We start from the raw sequence: 19,238 nt of genomic DNA, 5'->3' as shown, positions 1-19,238 counted from the left end.
ACGCTGGGAATCTATTCCGCTCTCCGCACACCCGTCAAGACTGGAGAGCCATTTGTTACCTGATTTTGTTCGGATCCCTCACTAAACCCCGTGGTTGCAGGGTTCGGCAGTAAACGATCTTTTCTGTGATCGTTGGACACGTGTTGCAGTCATCTGCAATCATTGCAACGTCATCGTCGTCGTTCGACGACCGCACCACCCGACTGGAGCCCACGTGAGCCTGCCTTCCGCTTCCGCCCCCGCCGCCCACATGGCTGCCGAGCTCGCCTCGCAGCCCGAGACGTGGGCGCGCGCGGCCGAGCTCCGCGACGAGCAGTCGCGCCTCCCCCGCCGCGGCGAGCGCATCGCCGTCGTCGGCTGCGGCACCTCGTGGTTCATGGCCCAGTCGTACGCCTGGCTCCGTGAGTCGGGCGGGCACGGCCAGACCGACGCGTTCGCGGCGTCCGAGGCGTTCCCCCTCCGCGGCTACGACGCCGTCGTGGCGCTCACCCGCTCGGGCACGACGACCGAGGTCCTCCAGCTCGTCGGCGACGTGCGTGGGAAGGTGCGCACGATCGGCGTCATCGGCGACCCGGCCTCGCCGCTGGTCGACCTCGTCGACGACGCGATCACCCTCCCCTTCGCCGACGAGCAGTCGGTCGTGCAGACCCGCTTCGCGACGACGGCGCTCGCGCTCTTCCGCGCCTCGCTCGGTGAAGACCTCGCACCCGTGGTCGCCGACGCCGAGCTGGCCCTCGCCGAAGCGCTCGACCCCGCCCTCGTCGACGCCGAGCAGTACACCTTCCTCGGCCGCGGCTTCTCGGTGGGCCTCGCCCACGAGGCGGCCCTGAAGATGCGCGAGGCCTCGCAGTCGTGGACCGAGTCGTACCCGTCGATGGAGTACCGCCACGGCCCGATCTCGATCGCCGCGCCCGGCCGCGTGACCTGGCAGTTCGGCGCCGCCCCCGAGGGGCTCGCCGGCGACGTCGCCGCGACCGGTGCCCGATTCGAGACGAGCGCGCTCGACCCGATGGCCGACCTGGTGCGCGCGCAGCGCGTGTCGCTCGCCCGGGCGCTCGCCCGCGGTCTCGACCCCGACCAGCCGCGCAACCTCACGCGCTCGGTGATCCTCGAGGGCTGACCCGAGATGACCGCCACCGCGCCACCGACGCCGCTCGGCCCGGGCGCCGCCGTGCTCGCCTTCGACGTCGGCGGCACCGACACGAAGTCGGCGATGGTGGATGCCGCGGGGCGGGTGCTCGGACTCCGTCGCACGCCGACCGCGCGTGATGCGGGCGACGCCGCCGGTGCGGTCGCCGCGTCGTTCGCCGAACTCGCCCGCACGCTGCGCAACGCCCACCCCGGGGTCGACGTCGTCGCGGCCGGGGTGAGCGTGCCGGGGCTCGTCGACGAGGTGCGCGGGCTCGGCCTGTTCGCCTCGAACCTGGGCTGGCGCGACGCGCCGATCCGCGATCTCGCCGAGCGCACGCTCGGACTGCCCGTCGCCTTCGGCCACGACGTTCGCGCCGCGGGCGACGCCGAACACCGCCTGGGCGCCGCCCGCGGCTACGACGACGCCGTCGTGCTCGCGATCGGCACCGGCATCGCGAGCTCGATGCTCATCGGCGGCCAGCCCTACTCGGCCGGCGGCTACGCGGGCGAGTTCGGGCACTCGCTCGCCGATCCGCAGGGCGAGCGCTGCCCCTGCGGGGCGATCGGCTGCCTCGAGACGGTCGCCTCGGCCGGGGCGATCGCCCGCCGGTATCGCGCGGCGAGCGGACGCGAGGTCTCGGGCGCACGTGCGGTGCTCGACGCGGCCGGCGCCGGCGACCCGGTCGCGCGCGACATCTGGGATTCCGCCATCGAGGCGCTGGCCGAGGGCATCGCCCGCCTGGTCGCGACCCTCGCCCCCGAGGCGGTCGTCATCGGCGGCGGCCTCTCCCAGGCCGGCCCCGCGCTCTTCGACCCCCTCGGCGAGCGCGTCGACGCCCTGCTGAGCTTCCACCGCCGACCGGTGCTCCTCCGCGCCGAGCTCGGCGACGACGCGGGCCTGCTCGGCACCGCCCTCGCCGCACGCGACCTCGCGACGGCCCGAGCCGCCGCGGCCGGAACGGCGGCACCGTGATCCTCACCGTCACCCCGAATCCGGCCGAGGACCTGACCTGGCACCTCGCGGAGCTCCGCCCCGGCGAGACCCATCGCGTGCCGACGGGCGTCTCGCGCGCCGGGGGCAAGGGGCTGAACGTCGCGCGCGTCCTCGCGGCCGAGGGGCACGAGGTGCTCGCACTCTCGACCGCGGGCGGCGCGGCGGGCGCGCGCCTCGCCGCCGACCTCGAGCGCAGCGGCATCCCCCACCGGCTCGTGCCCGTGCAGGGTGAGACGCGACGCAGCCTCGCTCTCGTCGACGAGGCGAGCGGCGAGACGACCATCCTCAACGAGCACGGCGCACGGCTCGCCGATGACGAGGCCCGAACGCTCCTCGCCGAGGCGGCCCGGCTCGGCCGACGCGCCCAGGCGGTCGTCATCAGCGGGAGTCTGCCGCCCGGGTTCGGCCCCGACGAGCTCGCAGGGCTCGTCGCCGAGCTCGTCGCGGCCGGCACCCCGGTCATCGTCGACACGAGCGGCCCCGGGCTGCTCGCGTCCGCCCGCGCCGGCGCCACCGTGCTGAAGCCGAACCGCGACGAGCTCGCCGAGGTCACCGGCGACGACGATCCCGTCGCGGGCGGGCGCGCGCTCCTCGAGGCCGGCGCGCGGATGGTGCTCGTCTCGCTCGGCACCGAGGGGCTGCTCGTGCTCTCGCACGCCGACCGATCCGACGGCGTGCGCGCCCGGCTGCCGCAACCGCTGCACGGCAACGCAACCGGCGCCGGCGATGCGGCCGTCGCCGCGATCGCCGCCGCCGTCGCCGCCATGCCCTCGCTCGCGAGCGACCCGGGCCCCGAGGGGGTCGGGGCGCGGACGGCCCTCGCCCGACGCGCCACGGCGTGGTCGGCCTCGGCCGTGCTGATGCCCCTCGCAGGGGCGCTCTCGCCCGACCATGCCCGGCTCGAGGCCGAGGTCGTCGTGACCGGCCACCCCGATTCATCCGCCCCGAACACCGACCCGAGGACCACCGCATGACGCTCACCCCCACCCGCACCGTGCTCGAGGCCGCGGCGTCCGCCGGCACCGCCGTCGGCGCGTTCAACGTGCTGCACCTCGAGACCGCCGAGGCCCTCGTGGGCGCCGCAGAGGACACCGGGCTCCCGGTGATCCTGCAGCTCTCCGAGAACTGCGTGAACTACCACGGTGCGTTCGAACCGATCGCTCGCGCGACGCTCGCCGTCGCCGAGGCCTCGAGCGCCCGCGTCGCGGTGCACCTCGACCACGCCGAAGACGTGGAGCTCGCCCTGCTCGCGATCGACCGCGGCTTCGGCTCGGTCATGTACGACGGCGCGAAGCTCGACTTCGCCGACAACGTCGCGACCACCCGGCGGGTCGTCGCCCGGGCGGCCGGGGCGGGCGTGCTCGTCGAGGCCGAGCTCGGCGAGATCGGCGGCAAGGACGGCGCGCACGCCCCCGGGGTCCGCACCGATCCCGCCGAGGCCGCGCAGTTCGTCGCCGAGACCGGCGTCGACGCCCTCGCCGTCGCCGTCGGCTCCTCGCACGCGATGACCGAGCGGGTCGCCGCGCTCGACCTCGAGCTGATCGCCCGGCTGCACGCCGCCGTGCCCGTGCCGCTCGTGCTGCACGGCTCCTCCGGCGTGCCCGATGAGACGATCGTGGCGGGCATCGCCGCCGGCCTCACCAAGATCAACGTGTCGACGCACCTGAATGCGGCGTTCACCGGCGCGATCCGGGAGTACCTCGCGGAGCATCCCGCCGCCGTAGACTCTCGCAAGTACCTCGCGGCGGGCCGCGACGCGGTGCGCATCGAAGCGGGCCGCATGCTGAGGCTGTTCGCCTCGCCGGTGACGGCGGGCACCACCGGGAAGGACGGGATCGGATGAATCGCGCGGAGCGCCTGAGCGCCGTCCTCGACCTGCTCGCCGACGGCGGCCAGGTCGAGGTCGAGCAGATCGTCGAACAGCTCGGTGTGTCGCCGGCGACCGCCCGGCGCGACCTCGATGCGCTCGCGAGCCAGCAGCTGCTCACCCGCACCCGCGGCGGTGCTGTGGCCCACTCGGTCGCGTACGACCTGCCGATCCGGTACAAGAACCAGCAGAACCCCGAGTCGAAGGCGGCGATCGCGCGGGCGGCGAGCGCGATGGTGCCCCGCGGCGCCGTGATCGGCCTCTGCGGCGGCACTACGGCCACGGCGATCGTCGAGGCGCTCATGTCGCGCGCCGACATCATGGAGCCGGCGAACGACCCGAGCCTCACCGTCGTGACGAACGCGATCAACATCGCCATGCAGCTCGCGATCCGTCCGCAGATCAAGACGGTCGTGACCGGCGGCGTGGTGCACGCACGTTCCTACGAGCTCGTCGGCGCCTACACCGATGCGGTGCTCGGCAGCGTGACGCTCGACTACGCCTTCATCGGCGTCAACGGCATCGACCCGGCGATCGGGCCCACGTCGCACGACGAGCGCGAGGCCGCCGTGAACGCGCTCATGGCCTCACGGGCCACGCACCCCGTGCTCGTCGCCGACTCGTCGAAACTCGACAAGCGGGCGTTCGCGGCGATCGGGTCGCGGCGCCTCTTCTCGACCCTGATCACCGACTCGGGCGTGACCGAGGCCCAGCTCGCGCGACTCGCCGACCACGGCTACGACGTTATCGTTGCTTAGGTGAGCACCCCAGTCGTCCCGACCATCCCCGCCTCCGGCCCGAACGGGCCCACGATCGTCCATTCGGCGCGGATCGTGAGCGGCTTCGACACGGTGCCCGACGCCTGGGTTCGCTTCGAGAGCGGCAGCGTCGCCGAACGCGGGCTGGGCGACACCTGGCGGGCGCTCCTCACCTCCGACACGAGCGTGACGGATGCCTCGGGGCGGTTCCTCGTCCCCGGGTTCATCGACATCCACTGCCACGGCGCCGGCGGCGCGTCGGCCGACGAGGGCGAGGCGGCCATCGAGCGCGTGCTCGCGGTGCACAACGCCCACGGCACGACCCGCACCGTGCTCTCGCTCGTCACCGCCTCGGTCGACCGGTTGGTCGAGCAGCTCGAGGTGATCGCGGGCCTTGCCCGCCGCGACCCCCGCGTGCTCGGCGCCCACCTCGAGGGGCCGTTCCTCGACGACGCCTACCGCGGCGCGCACGACCCCTCGCTGCTGCGCACGGCCGATGCGGACTCGGTCGAGCGCCTCCTCGCCGCGGCCGACGGCACGCTGCGCCAGATCACGATCGCGCCCGAGCATCCGGGGGCGACGGAGGCCATCACGCGCTTCGTCGATGCCGGCGTCGCGGTGGCGGTCGGGCACACCGGCGCCGACTTCGACACGGCGCTCGCCGCGTTCGGCGCCGGTGCGACGATCCTGACGCACGCGTTCAACGGCATGCGCGGCATCCACCATCGCGCACCCGGCCCCGTGGTCGCGGCGATGCATGCCGACCACGTCACGCTCGAGATCATCAACGACGGGGTGCACGTGCACCCCGATGTCGTGAAGCTCGCCTTCGCGGGCGCGCCGGGCCGGGTCGCGCTGGTCACCGACGCGATGGCGGCGACGGGCTCGGCCGACGGCGCGTACCTGCTCGGCACCCTCGAGGTCGTCGTCGACCAGGGCGTCGCCCGCCTCCGCGACGGGGGTTCGATCGCCGGATCGACCCTGCTGCAGGACGAGGCGCTGCGCCGCGCCGTCGTCGACTGCGGCATCCCGCTCGATCAGGCGATCGCCGCGCTCACGACGGTGCCCGCTGCGGCCGTCGGGCGGGCGCACGACCTCGGCCGGCTCGATCGCGGCTACGCCGCCGACGCCGTGCTGCTCGGCGACGAGCTCGACGTGCAGGCGGTGTGGTCGGCCGGGAGCCGGTTGGGCTGAGCCGTCGCTGCTGAGCCCGCGTCGGCCGCGCCGGACCGGGCCGCGCACCCGTGCAGAACCGCGCCGTGCCGCGCGGCGCCTCGCAGAACCGCGCCGTGCCTCGGAGAGGAGAAGGGCGGGGCCCCGAGGCGTGTTCCCCATCGCCTCGGAGCCCCGGCCGTTCGAACGGAGACGCCCCTTTTCCCCGGGCGCTTCCGGTCCCGCCGGCGGGTATCCGGCTTCCGTCTCGGAGTTTCGGGTCACCGAGACGGCGGAAGTCGAGAGCGAACTGCATGCCCTCACCTGATGAGACGGGCCGGGTGCGGATCTATGACGCGAATCCCAGCAAAATCTGGTGGAATTGTGCGCACCCCCTGATCTGCGTCATGATCGCCCCGCCGACGCGTCTCTCAGGTACCCGACCCGAACGCCAGAAGGAGCCGCGCGTGCCCGCCGTGCGTACCGACCACACCGCCGATGCCGCCCTCATCGAGCGCACCCGCCGCGGCGACCGCTCGGCGTACGCCGAGCTCTGGCAGCGCCACGCGGCGTCGGGCCGCACCGTCGCGCGCTCCTACAGCTCGCTCGATCCCGACGATCTCGTCGCCGAGTCGTTCACGCGCATCTACGACGCGATCCTCGCCGGCAAGGGGCCGACCGCCGCGTTCCGGCCGTACCTCTTCACGACGATCCGCAACACGGCGGCGAGCTGGGGCCGGGCCCGCCAGGAGACGAACCTCGAGACGCTCGAGTCGTTCGAGGACCCCGACACGAACGAGGCGGCGACACTCGACGCCCTCGACCGTTCGACCACCGCGCAGGCGTTCCGTTCGCTGCCGACCAGGTGGCAGGAGGTGCTCTGGTACAGCGAGGTCGAGGGCATGACGCCGCAGCAGGTCGCCCCGCTCGTGGGCATGAGCGCGAACAGCACCGCCGCCCTCGCCTACCGCGCCCGCGAAGGGCTCCGCCAGGCGTGGATCCGCGCGCACCTCAAGAACTCGACCGAGCCCGAGTGCCGTTGGACGATCGACCGGCTCGGCAGCTACACGCGCGGCAAGCTGCGGCCGCGCGACACCACGAAGCTCGAATCGCACCTCGACGACTGCGCCCGCTGCACGATCGTCGCCGCCGAGGCGCGCGAGGTCGGATCGCGGCTTGCGCTCGTGCTGCTGCCCCTCGCCGCCGGCGTCGGCGGCGCGACGGCGTACTCGGCCTGGTTGTCGCAGGGCGCACCCGTCGCCGAGTACGCGATGGGCGCCGGCGGCATCGCCGCGGGAGCCGCCGCCGCGACCGGCGGCGCAGGAGGCGCAGGCACCGGGACGGCCGGAGCCGGAGCCGGAGCCGGCGGAAGCACCGCGGCCGGCGGCGGGCTCGTCGGCGCCATCGGCGGCACCGGCGTCGCGATCGGGGCCGGCGCACTCGTGCTGACTGCGGCGGTCGTCGCGGTCGCCGTCGTCGCGCCGAGCCTCACGCCGACGAACGAGCCGCTCGCGGCGCCGATCAGCGAGGTGCGCGAGCCCGCGCCCGACGACCAGGCCGAGGCGCCCTCGATCCTTCCCGAGCCCACCGCGCCGGCCCCGATCCCGTCAGGCGCGCCCGAGCTCGACGAGACGACCGGCGACGACGGCTCGGCCGACGAAGCGCCCGGCCTGCCTCCGGTCGAACCGGCTCCCCCGGCGCCGACGCCGAGCGTCGCGCCCGAGCCGACCCCCACGCCCGAACCGACCCCCACGCCGACCCCGAAGCCCACTCCCACGCCCACCCCGACCCCCACGCCCACCCCGACGCCGACGCCCCAGCCCGGCGACACCGAGGCGCTGCCTCCCGTCGTCGAGCGGGTCGACACCGCGGGCGATCTCGTCGACCCCGACCTCGTCGGGCGCGCCGAGCCCCGCGCGACGGTCACGGCCACCGCCGACGACGGCCGGAGCTGGACGACGCAGGCCGACGGGTCGGGCGCGTGGCGCATCGGCCCGCGCGAGCTCCGTGCCGGGACCACGACCCTGGAACTCGTGCAGACCGATCGCGCCGGCAACGTCTCCGACCCGGCCGTCGTCCCCGTGACCCTCCAGGCGCCCGCGGTCCGAGCCCGGCTGCACCGACTCGATTTCTCCGGAGTCCCCGGCGCGACGATCGCGCTCGAGATCGACGGCGAGCGGGCGGGCACCTACACGCTCAACCCGGCCGGCCGCGCCACGGAGTCGAACGGCTCATGGCGCTGGCTCCTCGCCGACCGCGTCAGCGTGCGCTACCTGGTCGACGGGCGAACCGGACCTGCCGCCGAGGCGGACTGGTGACCCGGCATCGAGCGGCCGGTTCGGCGGCCGAGGCATCCACCGCCCGGTAATCTGGGCGGATGACCACCGCTGCCGCGCCCGATCACCTGTACCACTGGGTCGTGACCCTGAGCTGCACCGACGGACCGGGCATCGTGCACGCGATCTCGGGCGCCGTCGTCGCCTCGGGCGGCAACATCACCGAGAGCCAGCAGTTCGCGAGCCTCGACACCGGGCGCTTCTTCATGCGGCTGCAGGTCGAGTCGCGGGCGACCCGCGCCGAGTTCGAGGCGGCACTCGCCCCCGTCACCGAGCGCTGGAGCATGCAGTGGCACCTCGACGAGGTCGGGCGACCGCTCCGCACCCTCGTGCTCGCCTCCACCGCCGGTCACTGCGTGAACGACCTGCTCTTCCGCCAGCGCGCGGGCCAACTGCCGGTCGAGATCCCGCTCGTGCTCTCGAACCACGGCACGCTCCGCGACCTCGTCGACTTCTACGGGGTGCCGTTCGAGGCCGCCGCCGTGACCGACGCCGCGTCGAAGGCCGATTTCGAGCGACGCATCCTCGACGCGGTCGACGAGCACGACATCGAGCTCGTGGTGCTGGCCCGCTACATGCAGATCCTCTCCCCCGAGCTCTGCGAAGAGCTCGCCGGGCGCTGCATCAACATCCACCACTCGTTCCTGCCGGGTTTCAAGGGCGCGAACCCGTACCGGCAGGCGCACGCCCGCGGCGTGAAGCTCATCGGCGCGACCGCCCACTTCGTCACGAGCGACCTCGACGAGGGGCCGATCATCGAGCAGAACGTCGTGCGCGTCGACCATTCGCGGAGCCCTGGCGAACTCGTCGCGATCGGTCAGGACGAGGAGAGCCGCACGCTGAGCCAGGCGGTGAAGTGGTTCGCCGAGCGCCGCGTGCTCCTCGACGGAGCCCGCACCATCATCTTCCGCTGAATCGTCGCGGGTAGACTCGAGGGTTGTGAGCACCGCACCCGAGACCCCGCAGCAGGCCCAGCCGAAGATCGGCCCGAACGACATCCTCCGGTTCTTCCTCGAGCTGTTCGCCTTCGTGTCGCTCGGCATCTGGGGGTTCATGGCCTTCCCGCTGCCGTGGCCGGGCGTGCTCATCGGCCTCGGCGCGCCGCTCCTCGCGATCGTCGCCTGGGCGCTGTTCATGTCGCCGAAGGCGGTCTTCCGCATCGACCCGTTCGGCAAGGCGCTCGTCGAGATCGCGATCTTCTCGGCCGCCGCGATCGGCTGGTGGATGCTGGGTCAGCCCGTCGTCGCGGTCGTCTTCGCCGTGGTGGCCGCGGTGAGCGGCATCATCAACGGCCGCAAGGAGCTCGCGGGCTGACCGCCTCCCGTCGGGGTCAGGCTCGGCCGGCCGCGGCCGCGGCCTCAGCCTCGGCGTCGGCCACGGCATCGGCCTCCGCGTCGGACTCGGCACCGCCCGCGGTGCGGAAGTGGCCGAGCACCGAGAGCGCGAGCCCGCCGACGGCCCAGCCGGCGAGCACCAGCCACGGGAAGGTCGTGTCGGCGGCCGGGAAGTACGAGAGTTCGCGCACCAGGGTCGCGGCGGCGCCCGGCGGGAACCACTGGCCGACCTCGCCCCACGGCACCGGCAGGAACTCCTTCGGGATCGCGGCCGCCGAGATGGGGTTCGCGAAGAGCAGCATCACGACGGGGCCGACGGCGATGCCCGCTCGTCCGATGAGCGCGACGAACCCGGTGATGGGTGCCGCGATGGCGGCGAGCGCGAGGGCGATCGCCGCGGCGTTCACCCAGTAGTCGCCCTGCAGCGCGCCGAACCATCCCTGCAGGATGCCGGTGAGCACGAGTCCGCCGGTGACGGCGTAGACGACGACCGCGAGCACCCGCCGCATCGCGCCGATGACGGTGAGCGAGATCGCGATCCCGCCGAGCATTCCGCCCAGCACGAGCGGGAAGAGCGCGGCGGCGAGCCCGGTGCCGCGGGGGTCGCTCTCGGCGAGCGGCACGACGTCGGTGACGACGACGTCGATGTGGGGCGGGGCGGTCGGCGCCCCCGCTGCCGCGGCTGCAGCGGCGGCTTGGGCGTTGACCCCCTCTTCGAGCCCGGTGGCGACGCCGTTCAGCAACTGTGCGACGACGGCGCTCGACGCCGAGGAGCTGAGCACCTCGGGCTCGGTGCCGAGCACGACGGCTCCGTACACCTCACGGGATTCGATCGCGGCGACCGCGGACGAGCGGTCGTCGACCTCGACGAAGGCGATCGCTCCGGGCTGCTGCGCGTCGACCGCCTGCTCGGCGGCGGCGGTGAGTTCGGCGGGCCCGGCGATGGCGATCGGCAGGTCTTTGGGCTCGGCCGTCACCGAGGGCCAGGCGAAGGCCAGCACGATGACTGCGACGACCGCCGCAAGCGCGAGGCCGAGCCCGATGACGCGCGCGATCGGCGTACGCGACTGCCCGGCATCCGTGTGTGCCATGTTCTCCTCCGAGGTCGAACCCAAAACGAACATTCGTTCTTTATAGAATGCGCGCGCCTCCTATGCTTGTCAAGAACGATCATTCGGTTTTCTGAGCGAGAGGCGGCCGATGCCCAAGGTGAGCGATGAGTACCGTGCGGCGAGGCGCGACGAGATCCTCGACGCCGCCCTGCGCGCGTTCTCCGCGAAGGGGCTCGACGGCGCCTCGATGGCCGATATCATCGCCGAGGCCGGGCTCTCGGCCGGGGCCATCTACGGGCACTTCCCCAGCAAGGTCGAACTGCTGGCAGCCGTCGCGCAGCGCACGCTCGGGCAGCGACGCCTCGAGATCGCGGCCCGCCAGCAGGAGGGCGAGGCTCCGCTCACCCCCGGGGAGGTGCTCGCGACCGTGCTGCGCGGAATGCGCGCGCACTTCGACACCCGGCTGCTGGTGCAGCTCTGGGCGGCGGCCGTCACCGACACCGAGCTCGGCGCCACGGTGCGCGGCCCCGTCCGCGCGATCCGCGAGACCTTCGGCGACGCGATCCGCCCGTGGTACCTCGTCAACTACCCCGCCGACGAGGTCGAGGCCCGACTCGCCCGTGATCTGCCCATCATGATGGCGCTCGGCCAGGGGTTCATGATCCAGCGCCAGCTCTTCGACGACTTCGACGAGGAGGGCTACCTCGCCGCGCTCCCCGGGGCGCTCCCCCACTGACCGGCGCGCGCGTCGGCGGGGTGTCGCAGTCCGAGCACGACGGATGCCTCGGGCGGCATCCCGTCCGAGGCATCCGTGTCGTTCGCAGCGAGCTAGATGCCCTGCCAGGCCGGCTTGTTCGCCCAGGCGTGCCGGTAGTACTCGAGGTTCGCGAGGCGCGACGCGGCCGCCGCATCGACGATCACGGTCGCGTGCGGATGCAGCTGGATCGCCGAGCCGGGCTGGCTCGCGGACACGCCGCCCTCGACCGCCGCGGCGACGGCCTCGGCCTTCGCCTCGCCGAAGGCGAGCAGCACGAGGTGGCGGGCCCGCAGGATCGTGCCGATGCCCTGGGTGATGCAGTGCATGGGCACGTCCTCGGGCGAGTCGAAGAAGCGCGCGTTGTCGACGCGGGTCGGCTCGGTGAGCGTCTTCACCCGCGTGAGCGACGCGAGCGAGGAGCCCGGCTCGTTGAATCCGATGTGACCGGTGCGGCCGATGCCGAGGATCTGCAGGTCGACGCCGCCGGCGGCCGTGATCGCCGCCTCGTAGTCGGCGCCGGCGTGCTCGATCGTCGCCGGGTCGCCGTTCGGCACCCGCACGAGCTCGGGGGTGAGCCCCAGCGGCTCGACGACCTCACGGGTGATCACCGCACGATAGCTCTCGGGATGCCCGACGGGCAGGCCCACGTACTCGTCGAGCGCGAAACCCCGCACCCCGCGCACGTCGATCGCCTCGGCCGCGATGCGCGACGCGAGCGCCCGATAGCTCGCGAGCGGCGTCGAGCCGGTCGCGAGCCCGAGCACGGCGTCGGGCTTCTGCCTGATCAGCGAGACGATCGATCCGGCGACGAGTTCTCCCGCTGCCTGCTCGTCTTCGACGACTACGACTTCTGCCATTGCGCAACTCCTACCAGGGCAGCGCCCACGGCGGCTGCCGGAAATCCGAGGGGAATGACCCGGACCCGCTCCGCGAGCCCGAGAGAGGCGAGGAACGCCGAGTCGGCGGCCCACCTGTTCAGGATACGGCGAGTTCCGTCGACGAGCGGGTCGCCGAGAGCGGCGAGCCCGCCCCCGATCACGACCTCGTCGACGTCGGTCGTGAGCACGAGCAGGCGCACCGCCGCTGCCACGCCGGAGAGGAAGCGCTCGCGGACGCGGATCGCCTCGGCATCGCCCGCCTCGGCCCGGTCGAAGAGCTCGCGGGCGGGCAGCTCGGCCTCGGACGGCCACATGCGCGCGATCGCCGAGCCGGAGGCCACGGTCTCGAGGCAGCCCCGCTGGCCGCAGCCGCAGAGCTCGCCCGCCGGATCGATCGGGATGTGCCCGATCTCGCCCGCCACGCCGTGGCCGCCGCGCAGCAGACGGCCGCCCTGCACGATCCCGGCCGCGAGGCCGGTGCCGAGGTTGAGGTAGGCCATCGAGCGATCGGCCGACGGGGCGGACGCCCCGTGCGCCGCGAGGAGGTGATGCGCACCGAGGGCCGCAGCCTTCACATCGTTCTCGATGCGCACGTCGACGCCCAGCCGGTCGGCGAGCCGGGGCCCGAGGTCGAGTCCCTCCAGCCCGAGGTTCACGGCGTGCGCGACGCGGCCCGTGACGGTGTCGACCGCACCGGGGATCCCGATGCCGATCGACGAGAACGCGGCCTGGCCGATGCCCGAGAGCTCCGCCATCCGTTCGACGGTGCGCAGCGCCGTCTCGACGACGGCCTCGGCGCCGAACCCGGTCGGCATTCGCACCTGGTCGCTCAGTTCGCCCGTCTCGGCGAGCGCGACCGCCGCGGTCTTGGTGCCGCCGATGTCGATGCCGAGCCTCACCGCGCGCCCACGGGTGCGAGCGCGCCGTCGACGAACGCGAGCACCGCGTCGCCGAGCAGGCGCGAGGCGCCGTAGGTCGCCACGTCCGCGTAGCCGCGGTCGTGCGACGGCCAGCCCATGTCGATCGTCACGACGTCGTGGCGCACGGCGCGGATCGCGTCGATCGCCTCGCGGGCGAAGGCGTGGCGGTGCAGGTCCTTGCCGACGACGAGCACTGGGCCGGCGAGCGCGGCCGGATCGTCGAGCACCTCGCCGGGTGCGACCGGCACGAGCTCGGCGCGGCTGAGCCACGACGGCTGCGGGGCGACGGCCTCGGCGGCGAAGGGCCCCCACGGTGCGAAGCCGATGGCGATGTTCGCCACCGTGTCGACGCGCACGACCGTGCCGACGCCGGGTGCCCCGAGCAGACGCCCCCGCACGGAGTCGGCGACCTCGAAGGAGGCGACCACCCGGGCGATCTCCTCGTCGTCGTGGGCGGGTTCGATCACGTCGGGCGCCACCGGACCCTCGGGCACCGCGGGAGCCGTCGCGGCCAGAGCGCGCACCCGAGCCGCCGCGTCCCGGACCCGATCGGCCGGCAACCGGCCCGCATCGATCGCCTCGACGATCGCCGCGACGATCTCATCGAGTTGCGGGTCGGTGTTCTTCGAGCCGATGCAGAGCAGATCGCACCCGGCGGCGAGGGCGCGCACTGCGGCTTCGGGAATGCCGTGCGCGCCGCTCGCCCCCTTCATGTCGAGGGCATCGGTGACGATGACGCCCACGAAACCCAGCTCCCCGCGGAGCAGGCTGTGCAGGATGTGCGGGGAGAGGGTGGCCGGAGCCTCAGCATCGAGCTGCGGGATCAGGATGTGGGAGGTCATGATCGTGCGGGTGCCCGCCTCGATCGCCGCGCGGAACGGCACGAGCTCGCGCTCGCGCAGCGTCTCGAGCGGCACGTCGACGACGGGCAGCGCGAGGTGCGAGTCGGTCGCCGTGTCACCGTGGCCCGGGAAGTGCTTCGCGCTCGCGGCGATGCCCGTCTGCTGCAGCCCCTCGACCCACGCGGCCGAGTGCCGGGCGACGAGCACGGGGTCGTCGCCGAAGCTGCGCACGCCGATGACCGGGTTGTCGGGGTTGGCGTTGACGTCGACGTCGGGGCCGAACGTCACCGTGCAGCCGGTGGCCGCGAGGGCGCGCCCCACCTCCGCCGCGACGCGGCGAGTGAGCTCGAGCTCGTCGATGCGGCCGAGCACGGCGTTGCCGGGGAACGGCGCACCGCGGTCGTAGAACAGCCGGGTGACGTCGCCGCCCTCCTCGTCGATCGCGATGACGGCCTCGGGATTCGCCCCGCGGAGGCTCTCATTGAGCGCCCGCAGCTGCTCGGGATCGACGACGTTCTCGCCGAAGAGGCACACGCCGCCGAGGCCGTCGCGCAGTCGCGCGAGCACCCAGTCGGGGGCGACCGGGCCGTCGAAGCCCGGCAGCAGGGTCGTCAGGATGTCCCGGTGCAGCTGTGCGGCCGCACCGGTCTGGTTCTCGGTGCTCATCCCTTGACGGCCCCGTTCACGAGGCCGCCGACCATGCGGCCCTGCACGAAGAGGAAGAAGATGACGACGGGGAGGGCGATGAGCGTCGAGCCCGCCATCACCGCGCCCCAGTTCGTCGCCTCGGTGGCCGACTGGAACGAGTTGAGCCACGGCGGAAGGGTGAGGTTGTAGCCCTTGAGCAGGAGGAGCGCCATCAGGAACTCGTTCCAGCTCTGGATGAAGGCGAAGATGCCGGTGGAGACGAGGGCGGGCGCCATGAGCGGGAAGGTGACCTTCCAGAACGCCTGCGCCTTCGTGCAGCCGTCGATCATCGCGGCCTCCTCGAGCTCGGCGGGCACGCCCTTCACGAAGCCGCGCAGGGTCCAGATCGTGAACGGCACCACGGCGGCCAGGTGCACGATGAACAGGCCGAGGAGCGTGTTCATGAGGCGCCAGTCGTCGATCATGTTGTAGATCGTGAACATCATCGCCTCGCCGGGCACCATCTGCACGACGAGCACGGCGACGATGAAGAACACCCGGCCGCGGAACGCGAATCGTGCGAGGGCGATCGACGCGAGGAAGGCGAGGATCGCGCAGACGACGACGACGGCGAGCCCCACGGTGATGCTCGAGATGAGCGCGTGCGGGAAGTCGGTCTGGCCCGGTGCCGCCTCGCGCGTCCACGCCGTGATGTAGTTCTTGAACGTGAAGTCGAGCGGCAGCAGGCTCGGGTTGCGGCTGATGATCTGGTTGGACGGGGTGAACGACATGTTCACCATCCAGTAGACCGGGAAGATCGAGCACACGATGATGACGAGCGCCCAGATGTTGAGGCCGAGGCGGCCGAGGAGGCCCCTGCGGCGGCCGGCGCGACGGCCGAGGCGGCCGCCGTCGCCGATGGTGGTGGCGGCGCGGGTCTCGGCCGCGATCGAGCCGGGCTCTTCGGCGAGCTGCATTCCAGGACTGATGCTCACAGCTCTTCATCCTTCAGGGAGTTGCGGACGTTGAAGTAGGAGATGGCCATGAGCAGGATCACCATGAACACGCCGATGGCCGCCGTGGTGCCGAACTCGCCGAGCCCCTGCCGGAACAGGTAAGTCGGGAGCACGTTGGTCTCGCTCGCAAGGCCGCCCTGCTGCTGCAGCGCGTACACCTGCGTGAAGATGCGCAGGTTCCAGATGGTCTCGAGCACGAGCACGGCCGTGATCACGTTGCGCATGTACGGCAGGACGATGAGCCGGAACCGCTGCCACGCACTGGCGCCATCGAGCGACGAGGCCTCGATGACCTCCTCGGGCACCTGGCCGAGTCCGGCGTAGAAGGTGATCGCGGCGAACGGGATGCTCTGCCACGTGACGATGATGACGAGCACCATCATGAAGGACCAGGGGTTCTCGAGCCAGCCGTGACCGCGCCAGTCCTGCGTGCCGGTGATGGTGTTGAGGGCCCAGTTGATGACGCCGTAGTCGGTGTCGAACATCCACCCCCAGACGACGGTGGCGGCCAGCGGCGGCATCGCCCACGCGAAGAGGAGCGAGACGGACACCGCGAGGCGCCAGGCCTTCGAGAGCTTCGTCATGGTCAGCGCGATGAGCATGCCGAACACGACGATGAGGACGGTGAGCACGACCATGAGGCCGAGGCTCCGGGCGAGCACCTGCGGGAACTGCGAGTCGGTGAAGATCTCGATGTAGTTGTCGAACCCGACGAAGTCGGGCGACGTGCCCAGCATCTTGTTCTTGATCTCGAGGTTCGTGAACGAGGTGACGAGCATCACGATCGTCGGGTAGACGACCATCACGACGAGGAGCGCGATGCTCGGGGCGAGCAGCGCCCAGGGGGCCCACTGCACCGGCTTCTTCCTGCGAGGTGCGGTGGGGGCGCCCTTGGGGGGACGGGGCGGTTTCGTGGTCGGCGTGCGCGGCGTTGCGTCAGGCTCGGCGAGGGTTGCGCTCATGGCTCTTCCTCCGGGTGTCCGCGGGGGGACGCGGGGTATGACTGATGGTACGTCTCGCGGCACCGGCGCCGGTCGAGTTCGTTGCAGGGAAGCGGGGGCGGAGCTGTGTGGGACTCCGCCCCCGCCGGGGCTCAACAGGCTAGCTGTTGAGGATCTCCTCGATCTGCGCGTCGAGGTCGGCCGCGATGGCCGCCACGTCGCCACCCTGGGCGATCTTCACGAGCGCCTCCTGGATGATCTGCGCAGCCTCGACCTCGGCCCACTTCGGGGTGGTCGGGGTCACCTTCGAGTTCTCGAGCGCAACGGCCTGGGCCTTCGCGATCTCGGTGTCGGGCAGGTTCTCCGCCGAAGCGGTGAGGCCCGGGGTCAGGCCACCGGCGGCCAGGAGATCCTGGTAGCCGGCGCTCGCCATGATGTCGAGCGCGGCGCGAGCCTGCTCGGGGTTCGCGCTCTTCGTCGCGACGGCGATGTTCGAGCCACCGGCGAAGATCGGCGCGGTCTCGCCCGCCTCGAGGCCCGGCAGCGCGAACGCCGTCAGGTCCGAACCGTAGGTGTCGGGGCAGCCGGGAGCCTCGGCGTCGGCCGGAGCGGTGATCGACCACTGCACCCACGCGGGAGCCGAGAGGAAGACGTCTTCACCGGCGCAGAACGGCACCTGCGGGTCGGTCTCGTCGCCGTCCTTCGCCGCGTTCGAGGCGTTGAGGTAGACGTCCTGGAGCTGGGTCAGACCCTCGACGCCGCCTTCGCTGGAGAAGCCGGCCTTCCACTCGTCGCCGTCCTGCTCGGCGATGAATCCGCCGTGCGCCCAGACGTAGGGAAGCGCGTTGTACCAGTCGCGGCCCGGAGCCCAGATGCCCGAGACGGTGTCGGTGCGGCGCTCCTTGCCGGTGGCGACGTACTCGTCGAGCGTCGTCGGCACGGGGGTGTCGCCGAGGATCTGCTTGCTGTAGAACACGATGCGGCCACCGGCGTAGTACGGCGCGGCGTAGAGCTCGCCGTCGTACGTCGCCGACTCGACGAGACCGGGCAGGTAGTCGTCGCTGTTGAAGTCGTCGAGCGGGAGGAACAGGCCCTGGTCGGCGAAGCTCGCCGTCTGGGTGTTGCCGACCTCGACCACGTCGGGCGAGTCGTTCGACTGGAGCGCAGCTGCGTAGGTGTCGCTCACGTCGGCCCAGGTCTTCTCCTCGACCGTGAGGGTCCAACCGTCGTTCTCCGACTCGAAGGTGTCCTTGAGGTAGGCGCGCGCGTCCTCAGGGGTGTCGCTTCCGACGACCCAGACCGTGATGTCGCCACCGTCGGCCGACTCGTTCCCACCACCGGTGCTGCAACCGGCGAGGGTCAGGGCAGCAGCAGCGCCGAGCGCCACAATGCCGAGTTTCCTCATTTGTCGTTTCCTTTCATGGGGTGGGGAAACAGCGGGGGTTCGCTGTCACCCTTGGTGCCTGGAGTCCCTCACGAGACTCCGAGTTGTCCGGAGAGGACCATGACGGCCGCGCCGCGGAGGACGATGTCCTCAGCCTGCTCGGACATCCGGAGCCTCAGATCACGGTTGAGTTCCGCCATCGTCCGCTTCCGGAGCGTGTCGACGGTCGCCTCGTGGAAGGCTCCGTCGAGCAGATCGGCGGGGCCGCTGAGCACGACCTCCGTCAGATTGAGGGCGCCGACGACCGGCGCGAGCACGATGCCGAGCCGGCGGCCCGCCTCATGCAGGATCACCTCGCGGTCGGCGCCGACCGCCTCGAGCTGAGCCCGGAGGCGGGGCTCGGCGACCCAGGCTTCGAGGCATCCGTCCTTGCCGCACGCGCATCGCGGGCCGCCGTCGGTGCCGACGACGACGTGGCCGATCTCGCCCGCGGCGAATCCGCCGCCGATGACGGGGCGGCCGCCGACGATGAGTCCGGCGCCGACACCGTGCCCGACCTTGACGAGCAGCAGCTCGCCGGGCGCGGTCTCGCCGTGCTCGGCGAGGATCGCGACGTTCGCGTCGTTCGCGACGTGCACGGGGAGGTCGGTTCGGGCGGCGAGGCGCTCCTGCAGCGGCAGGTCGACCCAGCCGAGGTTGGGGGCCGAGCGCACGACGCCGAGCGGGTCGACCACACCGGGCGAGCCGACGCCGATGCCGAGCACCGGAATGGTCGTGAGACCGAGCAGCCGGTCGACGAGCGCCTCGACGAGCCGGACGGCCTCCTCGCCGGTCGCACCGTCGCGGGCGAGCTCGGCGCGCTCGGCGATGGTGCCGTCGAGCGCGGTGACGGCGCCGCGGAACACCTCGTGCTCGGAGAGGTCGAGGCCGATGATCTGGAACGCGTCGCGGGCGACGTCGATGAGGGTGGCGGGCTTGCCGGGCCGGGCGTCTTCGCGCTGGCCGAGTTCGACGACGAGCCCCTCGGAGATGAGCTCGGCCACGAGGTCGGAGACCGTGACGCGGGTCAGGCCCGTCTCTCGGGCGATGTCGGCACGGCTCTGGGCGCCCGAGCTGTAGAGCGTCTGCAGCACGAGGGCGCGATTGTGGCTGCGAGCGTGCTCGGGCAGCACCTTGCCGGTGGGCCGGAGCGCGCGCGAGCGGGTGAAGATCGGGGCGCCGGCGAACGGCACGGTGAGCAGGTCGGAAT

Annotated in this window: 18 protein-coding genes; 10 read left to right on the top strand and 8 right to left on the bottom strand. The window is 72.5% G+C overall.

All coding sequences use genetic code 11. The features are described 5' to 3' along the window. The first annotated feature begins 250 nt into the window (after positions 1-250). The 9 genes from GQQ93_RS06050 (at position 251) to GQQ93_RS06010 (ending at position 9,552) form a co-directional block, all read left to right on the top strand. Positions 251-1,120 (top strand): SIS domain-containing protein, encoded by an 870-nt coding sequence (locus GQQ93_RS06050; protein WP_157423403.1) that lies wholly within the window; start codon positions 251-253, stop codon positions 1,118-1,120. A gap of 6 nt (positions 1,121-1,126) precedes the next feature. Continuing rightward, positions 1,127-2,104, top strand: coding sequence for an ROK family protein (locus tag GQQ93_RS06045; protein ID WP_157423306.1), 978 nt, complete (start codon positions 1,127-1,129; stop codon positions 2,102-2,104). Continuing rightward, positions 2,101-3,099 carry a 1-phosphofructokinase family hexose kinase gene (locus tag GQQ93_RS06040; protein ID WP_157423305.1) on the top strand — a complete coding sequence of 333 codons (999 nt, stop codon included), beginning with the start codon at positions 2,101-2,103 and terminating at the stop codon, positions 3,097-3,099. The genes GQQ93_RS06045 and GQQ93_RS06040 overlap by 4 nt, the downstream gene beginning before the upstream one ends. Beyond that, positions 3,096-3,968 (top strand): class II fructose-bisphosphate aldolase, encoded by an 873-nt coding sequence (locus tag GQQ93_RS06035; protein WP_157423304.1) that lies wholly within the window; start codon positions 3,096-3,098, stop codon positions 3,966-3,968. Before GQQ93_RS06040 ends, GQQ93_RS06035 begins: the two co-directional genes overlap by 4 nt. After that, positions 3,965-4,750: a DeoR/GlpR family DNA-binding transcription regulator gene (locus GQQ93_RS06030; RefSeq protein WP_157423303.1), complete on the top strand. Its 786-nt coding sequence runs from the start codon at positions 3,965-3,967 to the stop codon at positions 4,748-4,750. Before GQQ93_RS06035 ends, GQQ93_RS06030 begins: the two co-directional genes overlap by 4 nt. Then, positions 4,751-5,944, top strand: a complete 1,194-nt coding sequence (locus GQQ93_RS06025; RefSeq protein ID WP_246192110.1) for an N-acetylglucosamine-6-phosphate deacetylase — start codon at positions 4,751-4,753, stop codon at positions 5,942-5,944. Between the two features lie 425 nt (positions 5,945-6,369). Then, on the top strand, positions 6,370-8,220 hold the full coding sequence (locus GQQ93_RS18190; protein WP_170296135.1) for a sigma-70 family RNA polymerase sigma factor: 1,851 nt from the start codon (positions 6,370-6,372) through the stop codon (positions 8,218-8,220). 59 nt (positions 8,221-8,279) lie between these two features. Beyond that, on the top strand, positions 8,280-9,152 hold the full coding sequence (gene purU / locus GQQ93_RS06015; RefSeq protein ID WP_157423301.1) for a formyltetrahydrofolate deformylase: 873 nt from the start codon (positions 8,280-8,282) through the stop codon (positions 9,150-9,152). A gap of 25 nt (positions 9,153-9,177) precedes the next feature. Continuing rightward, positions 9,178-9,552 (top strand): YrdB family protein, encoded by a 375-nt coding sequence (locus GQQ93_RS06010; protein WP_157423300.1) that lies wholly within the window; start codon positions 9,178-9,180, stop codon positions 9,550-9,552. A gap of 16 nt (positions 9,553-9,568) precedes the next feature. Here the strand turns inward: GQQ93_RS06010 and GQQ93_RS06005 are convergent, their stop codons facing one another. Then, entirely contained in the window at positions 9,569-10,663 is a 1,095-nt protein-coding gene (locus tag GQQ93_RS06005; protein WP_157423299.1) for a hypothetical protein, read from the bottom strand. Positions 10,664-10,772: 109 nt separating this feature from the next. Here GQQ93_RS06005 and GQQ93_RS06000 point away from each other — a divergent pair, with 109 nt between their 5' ends. Then, positions 10,773-11,360: a TetR/AcrR family transcriptional regulator gene (locus GQQ93_RS06000; protein ID WP_157423298.1), complete on the top strand. Its 588-nt coding sequence runs from the start codon at positions 10,773-10,775 to the stop codon at positions 11,358-11,360. A 92-nt stretch (positions 11,361-11,452) separates the two neighbouring features. On the opposite strand, the gene nagB is transcribed toward GQQ93_RS06000, so the two are convergent. The 7 genes from nagB to GQQ93_RS05965 all read right to left on the bottom strand — a co-directional run bounded on the left by nagB (position 11,453) and on the right by GQQ93_RS05965 (position 19,230). Continuing rightward, positions 11,453-12,238, bottom strand: a complete 786-nt coding sequence (nagB, locus tag GQQ93_RS05995; RefSeq protein ID WP_157423297.1) for a glucosamine-6-phosphate deaminase — start codon at positions 12,236-12,238, stop codon at positions 11,453-11,455. Further along, positions 12,223-13,158 carry an ROK family protein gene (locus GQQ93_RS05990; RefSeq protein ID WP_157423296.1) on the bottom strand — a complete coding sequence of 312 codons (936 nt, stop codon included), beginning with the start codon at positions 13,156-13,158 and terminating at the stop codon, positions 12,223-12,225. Before GQQ93_RS05990 ends, nagB begins: the two co-directional genes overlap by 16 nt. Then, complete coding sequence (locus GQQ93_RS05985) at positions 13,155-14,687, bottom strand: glycoside hydrolase family 3 protein (protein ID WP_157423295.1); 1,533 nt, start codon at positions 14,685-14,687, stop codon at positions 13,155-13,157. The genes GQQ93_RS05990 and GQQ93_RS05985 overlap by 4 nt, the downstream gene beginning before the upstream one ends. After that, the gene (locus GQQ93_RS05980; protein ID WP_246192108.1) at positions 14,684-15,643 is read right to left on the bottom strand and encodes a carbohydrate ABC transporter permease; all 960 of its coding nucleotides are present in this window, start codon (positions 15,641-15,643) and stop codon (positions 14,684-14,686) included. The genes GQQ93_RS05985 and GQQ93_RS05980 overlap by 4 nt, the downstream gene beginning before the upstream one ends. After that, positions 15,640-16,626: a carbohydrate ABC transporter permease gene (locus GQQ93_RS05975; RefSeq protein WP_157423294.1), complete on the bottom strand. Its 987-nt coding sequence runs from the start codon at positions 16,624-16,626 to the stop codon at positions 15,640-15,642. The genes GQQ93_RS05980 and GQQ93_RS05975 overlap by 4 nt, the downstream gene beginning before the upstream one ends. 139 nt (positions 16,627-16,765) lie before the next feature. Further along, complete coding sequence (locus GQQ93_RS05970; protein WP_157423293.1) at positions 16,766-18,010, bottom strand: extracellular solute-binding protein; 1,245 nt, start codon at positions 18,008-18,010, stop codon at positions 16,766-16,768. Between the two features lie 68 nt (positions 18,011-18,078). Continuing rightward, positions 18,079-19,230, bottom strand: a complete 1,152-nt coding sequence (locus GQQ93_RS05965; protein ID WP_246192136.1) for an ROK family transcriptional regulator — start codon at positions 19,228-19,230, stop codon at positions 18,079-18,081. Positions 19,231-19,238: the final 8 nt, after the last annotated feature.

This window comes from Agromyces lapidis (genome assembly GCF_009749405.1).
GTDB classification, from domain to species: domain Bacteria; phylum Actinomycetota; class Actinomycetes; order Actinomycetales; family Microbacteriaceae; genus Agromyces; species Agromyces lapidis.
This window is presented reverse-complemented; position numbering and strand designations above follow the sequence as displayed.

Excerpts from the sequence above, each read along its gene's own strand:
- GQQ93_RS06050 (WP_157423403.1), top strand. The coding sequence starts at position 251 with ATGGCTGCCGAGCTCGCCTCGCAGCCCGAGACGTGGGCGCGCGCGGCC.
- GQQ93_RS06045 (WP_157423306.1), top strand. The coding sequence starts at position 1,127 with ATGACCGCCACCGCGCCACCGACGCCGCTCGGCCCGGGCGCCGCCGTG.
- GQQ93_RS06035 (WP_157423304.1), top strand. The coding sequence starts at position 3,096 with ATGACGCTCACCCCCACCCGCACCGTGCTCGAGGCCGCGGCGTCCGCC.
- GQQ93_RS06030 (WP_157423303.1), top strand. The coding sequence starts at position 3,965 with ATGAATCGCGCGGAGCGCCTGAGCGCCGTCCTCGACCTGCTCGCCGAC.
- purU (WP_157423301.1), top strand. The coding sequence starts at position 8,280 with ATGACCACCGCTGCCGCGCCCGATCACCTGTACCACTGGGTCGTGACC.
- GQQ93_RS06005 (WP_157423299.1), bottom strand. The coding sequence starts at position 10,663 with ATGGCACACACGGATGCCGGGCAGTCGCGTACGCCGATCGCGCGCGTC.
- GQQ93_RS06000 (WP_157423298.1), top strand. The coding sequence starts at position 10,773 with ATGCCCAAGGTGAGCGATGAGTACCGTGCGGCGAGGCGCGACGAGATC.
- nagB (WP_157423297.1), bottom strand. The coding sequence starts at position 12,238 with ATGGCAGAAGTCGTAGTCGTCGAAGACGAGCAGGCAGCGGGAGAACTC.
- GQQ93_RS05985 (WP_157423295.1), bottom strand. The coding sequence starts at position 14,687 with ATGAGCACCGAGAACCAGACCGGTGCGGCCGCACAGCTGCACCGGGAC.
- GQQ93_RS05975 (WP_157423294.1), bottom strand. The coding sequence starts at position 16,626 with ATGAGCGCAACCCTCGCCGAGCCTGACGCAACGCCGCGCACGCCGACC.
- GQQ93_RS05970 (WP_157423293.1), bottom strand. The coding sequence starts at position 18,010 with ATGAGGAAACTCGGCATTGTGGCGCTCGGCGCTGCTGCTGCCCTGACC.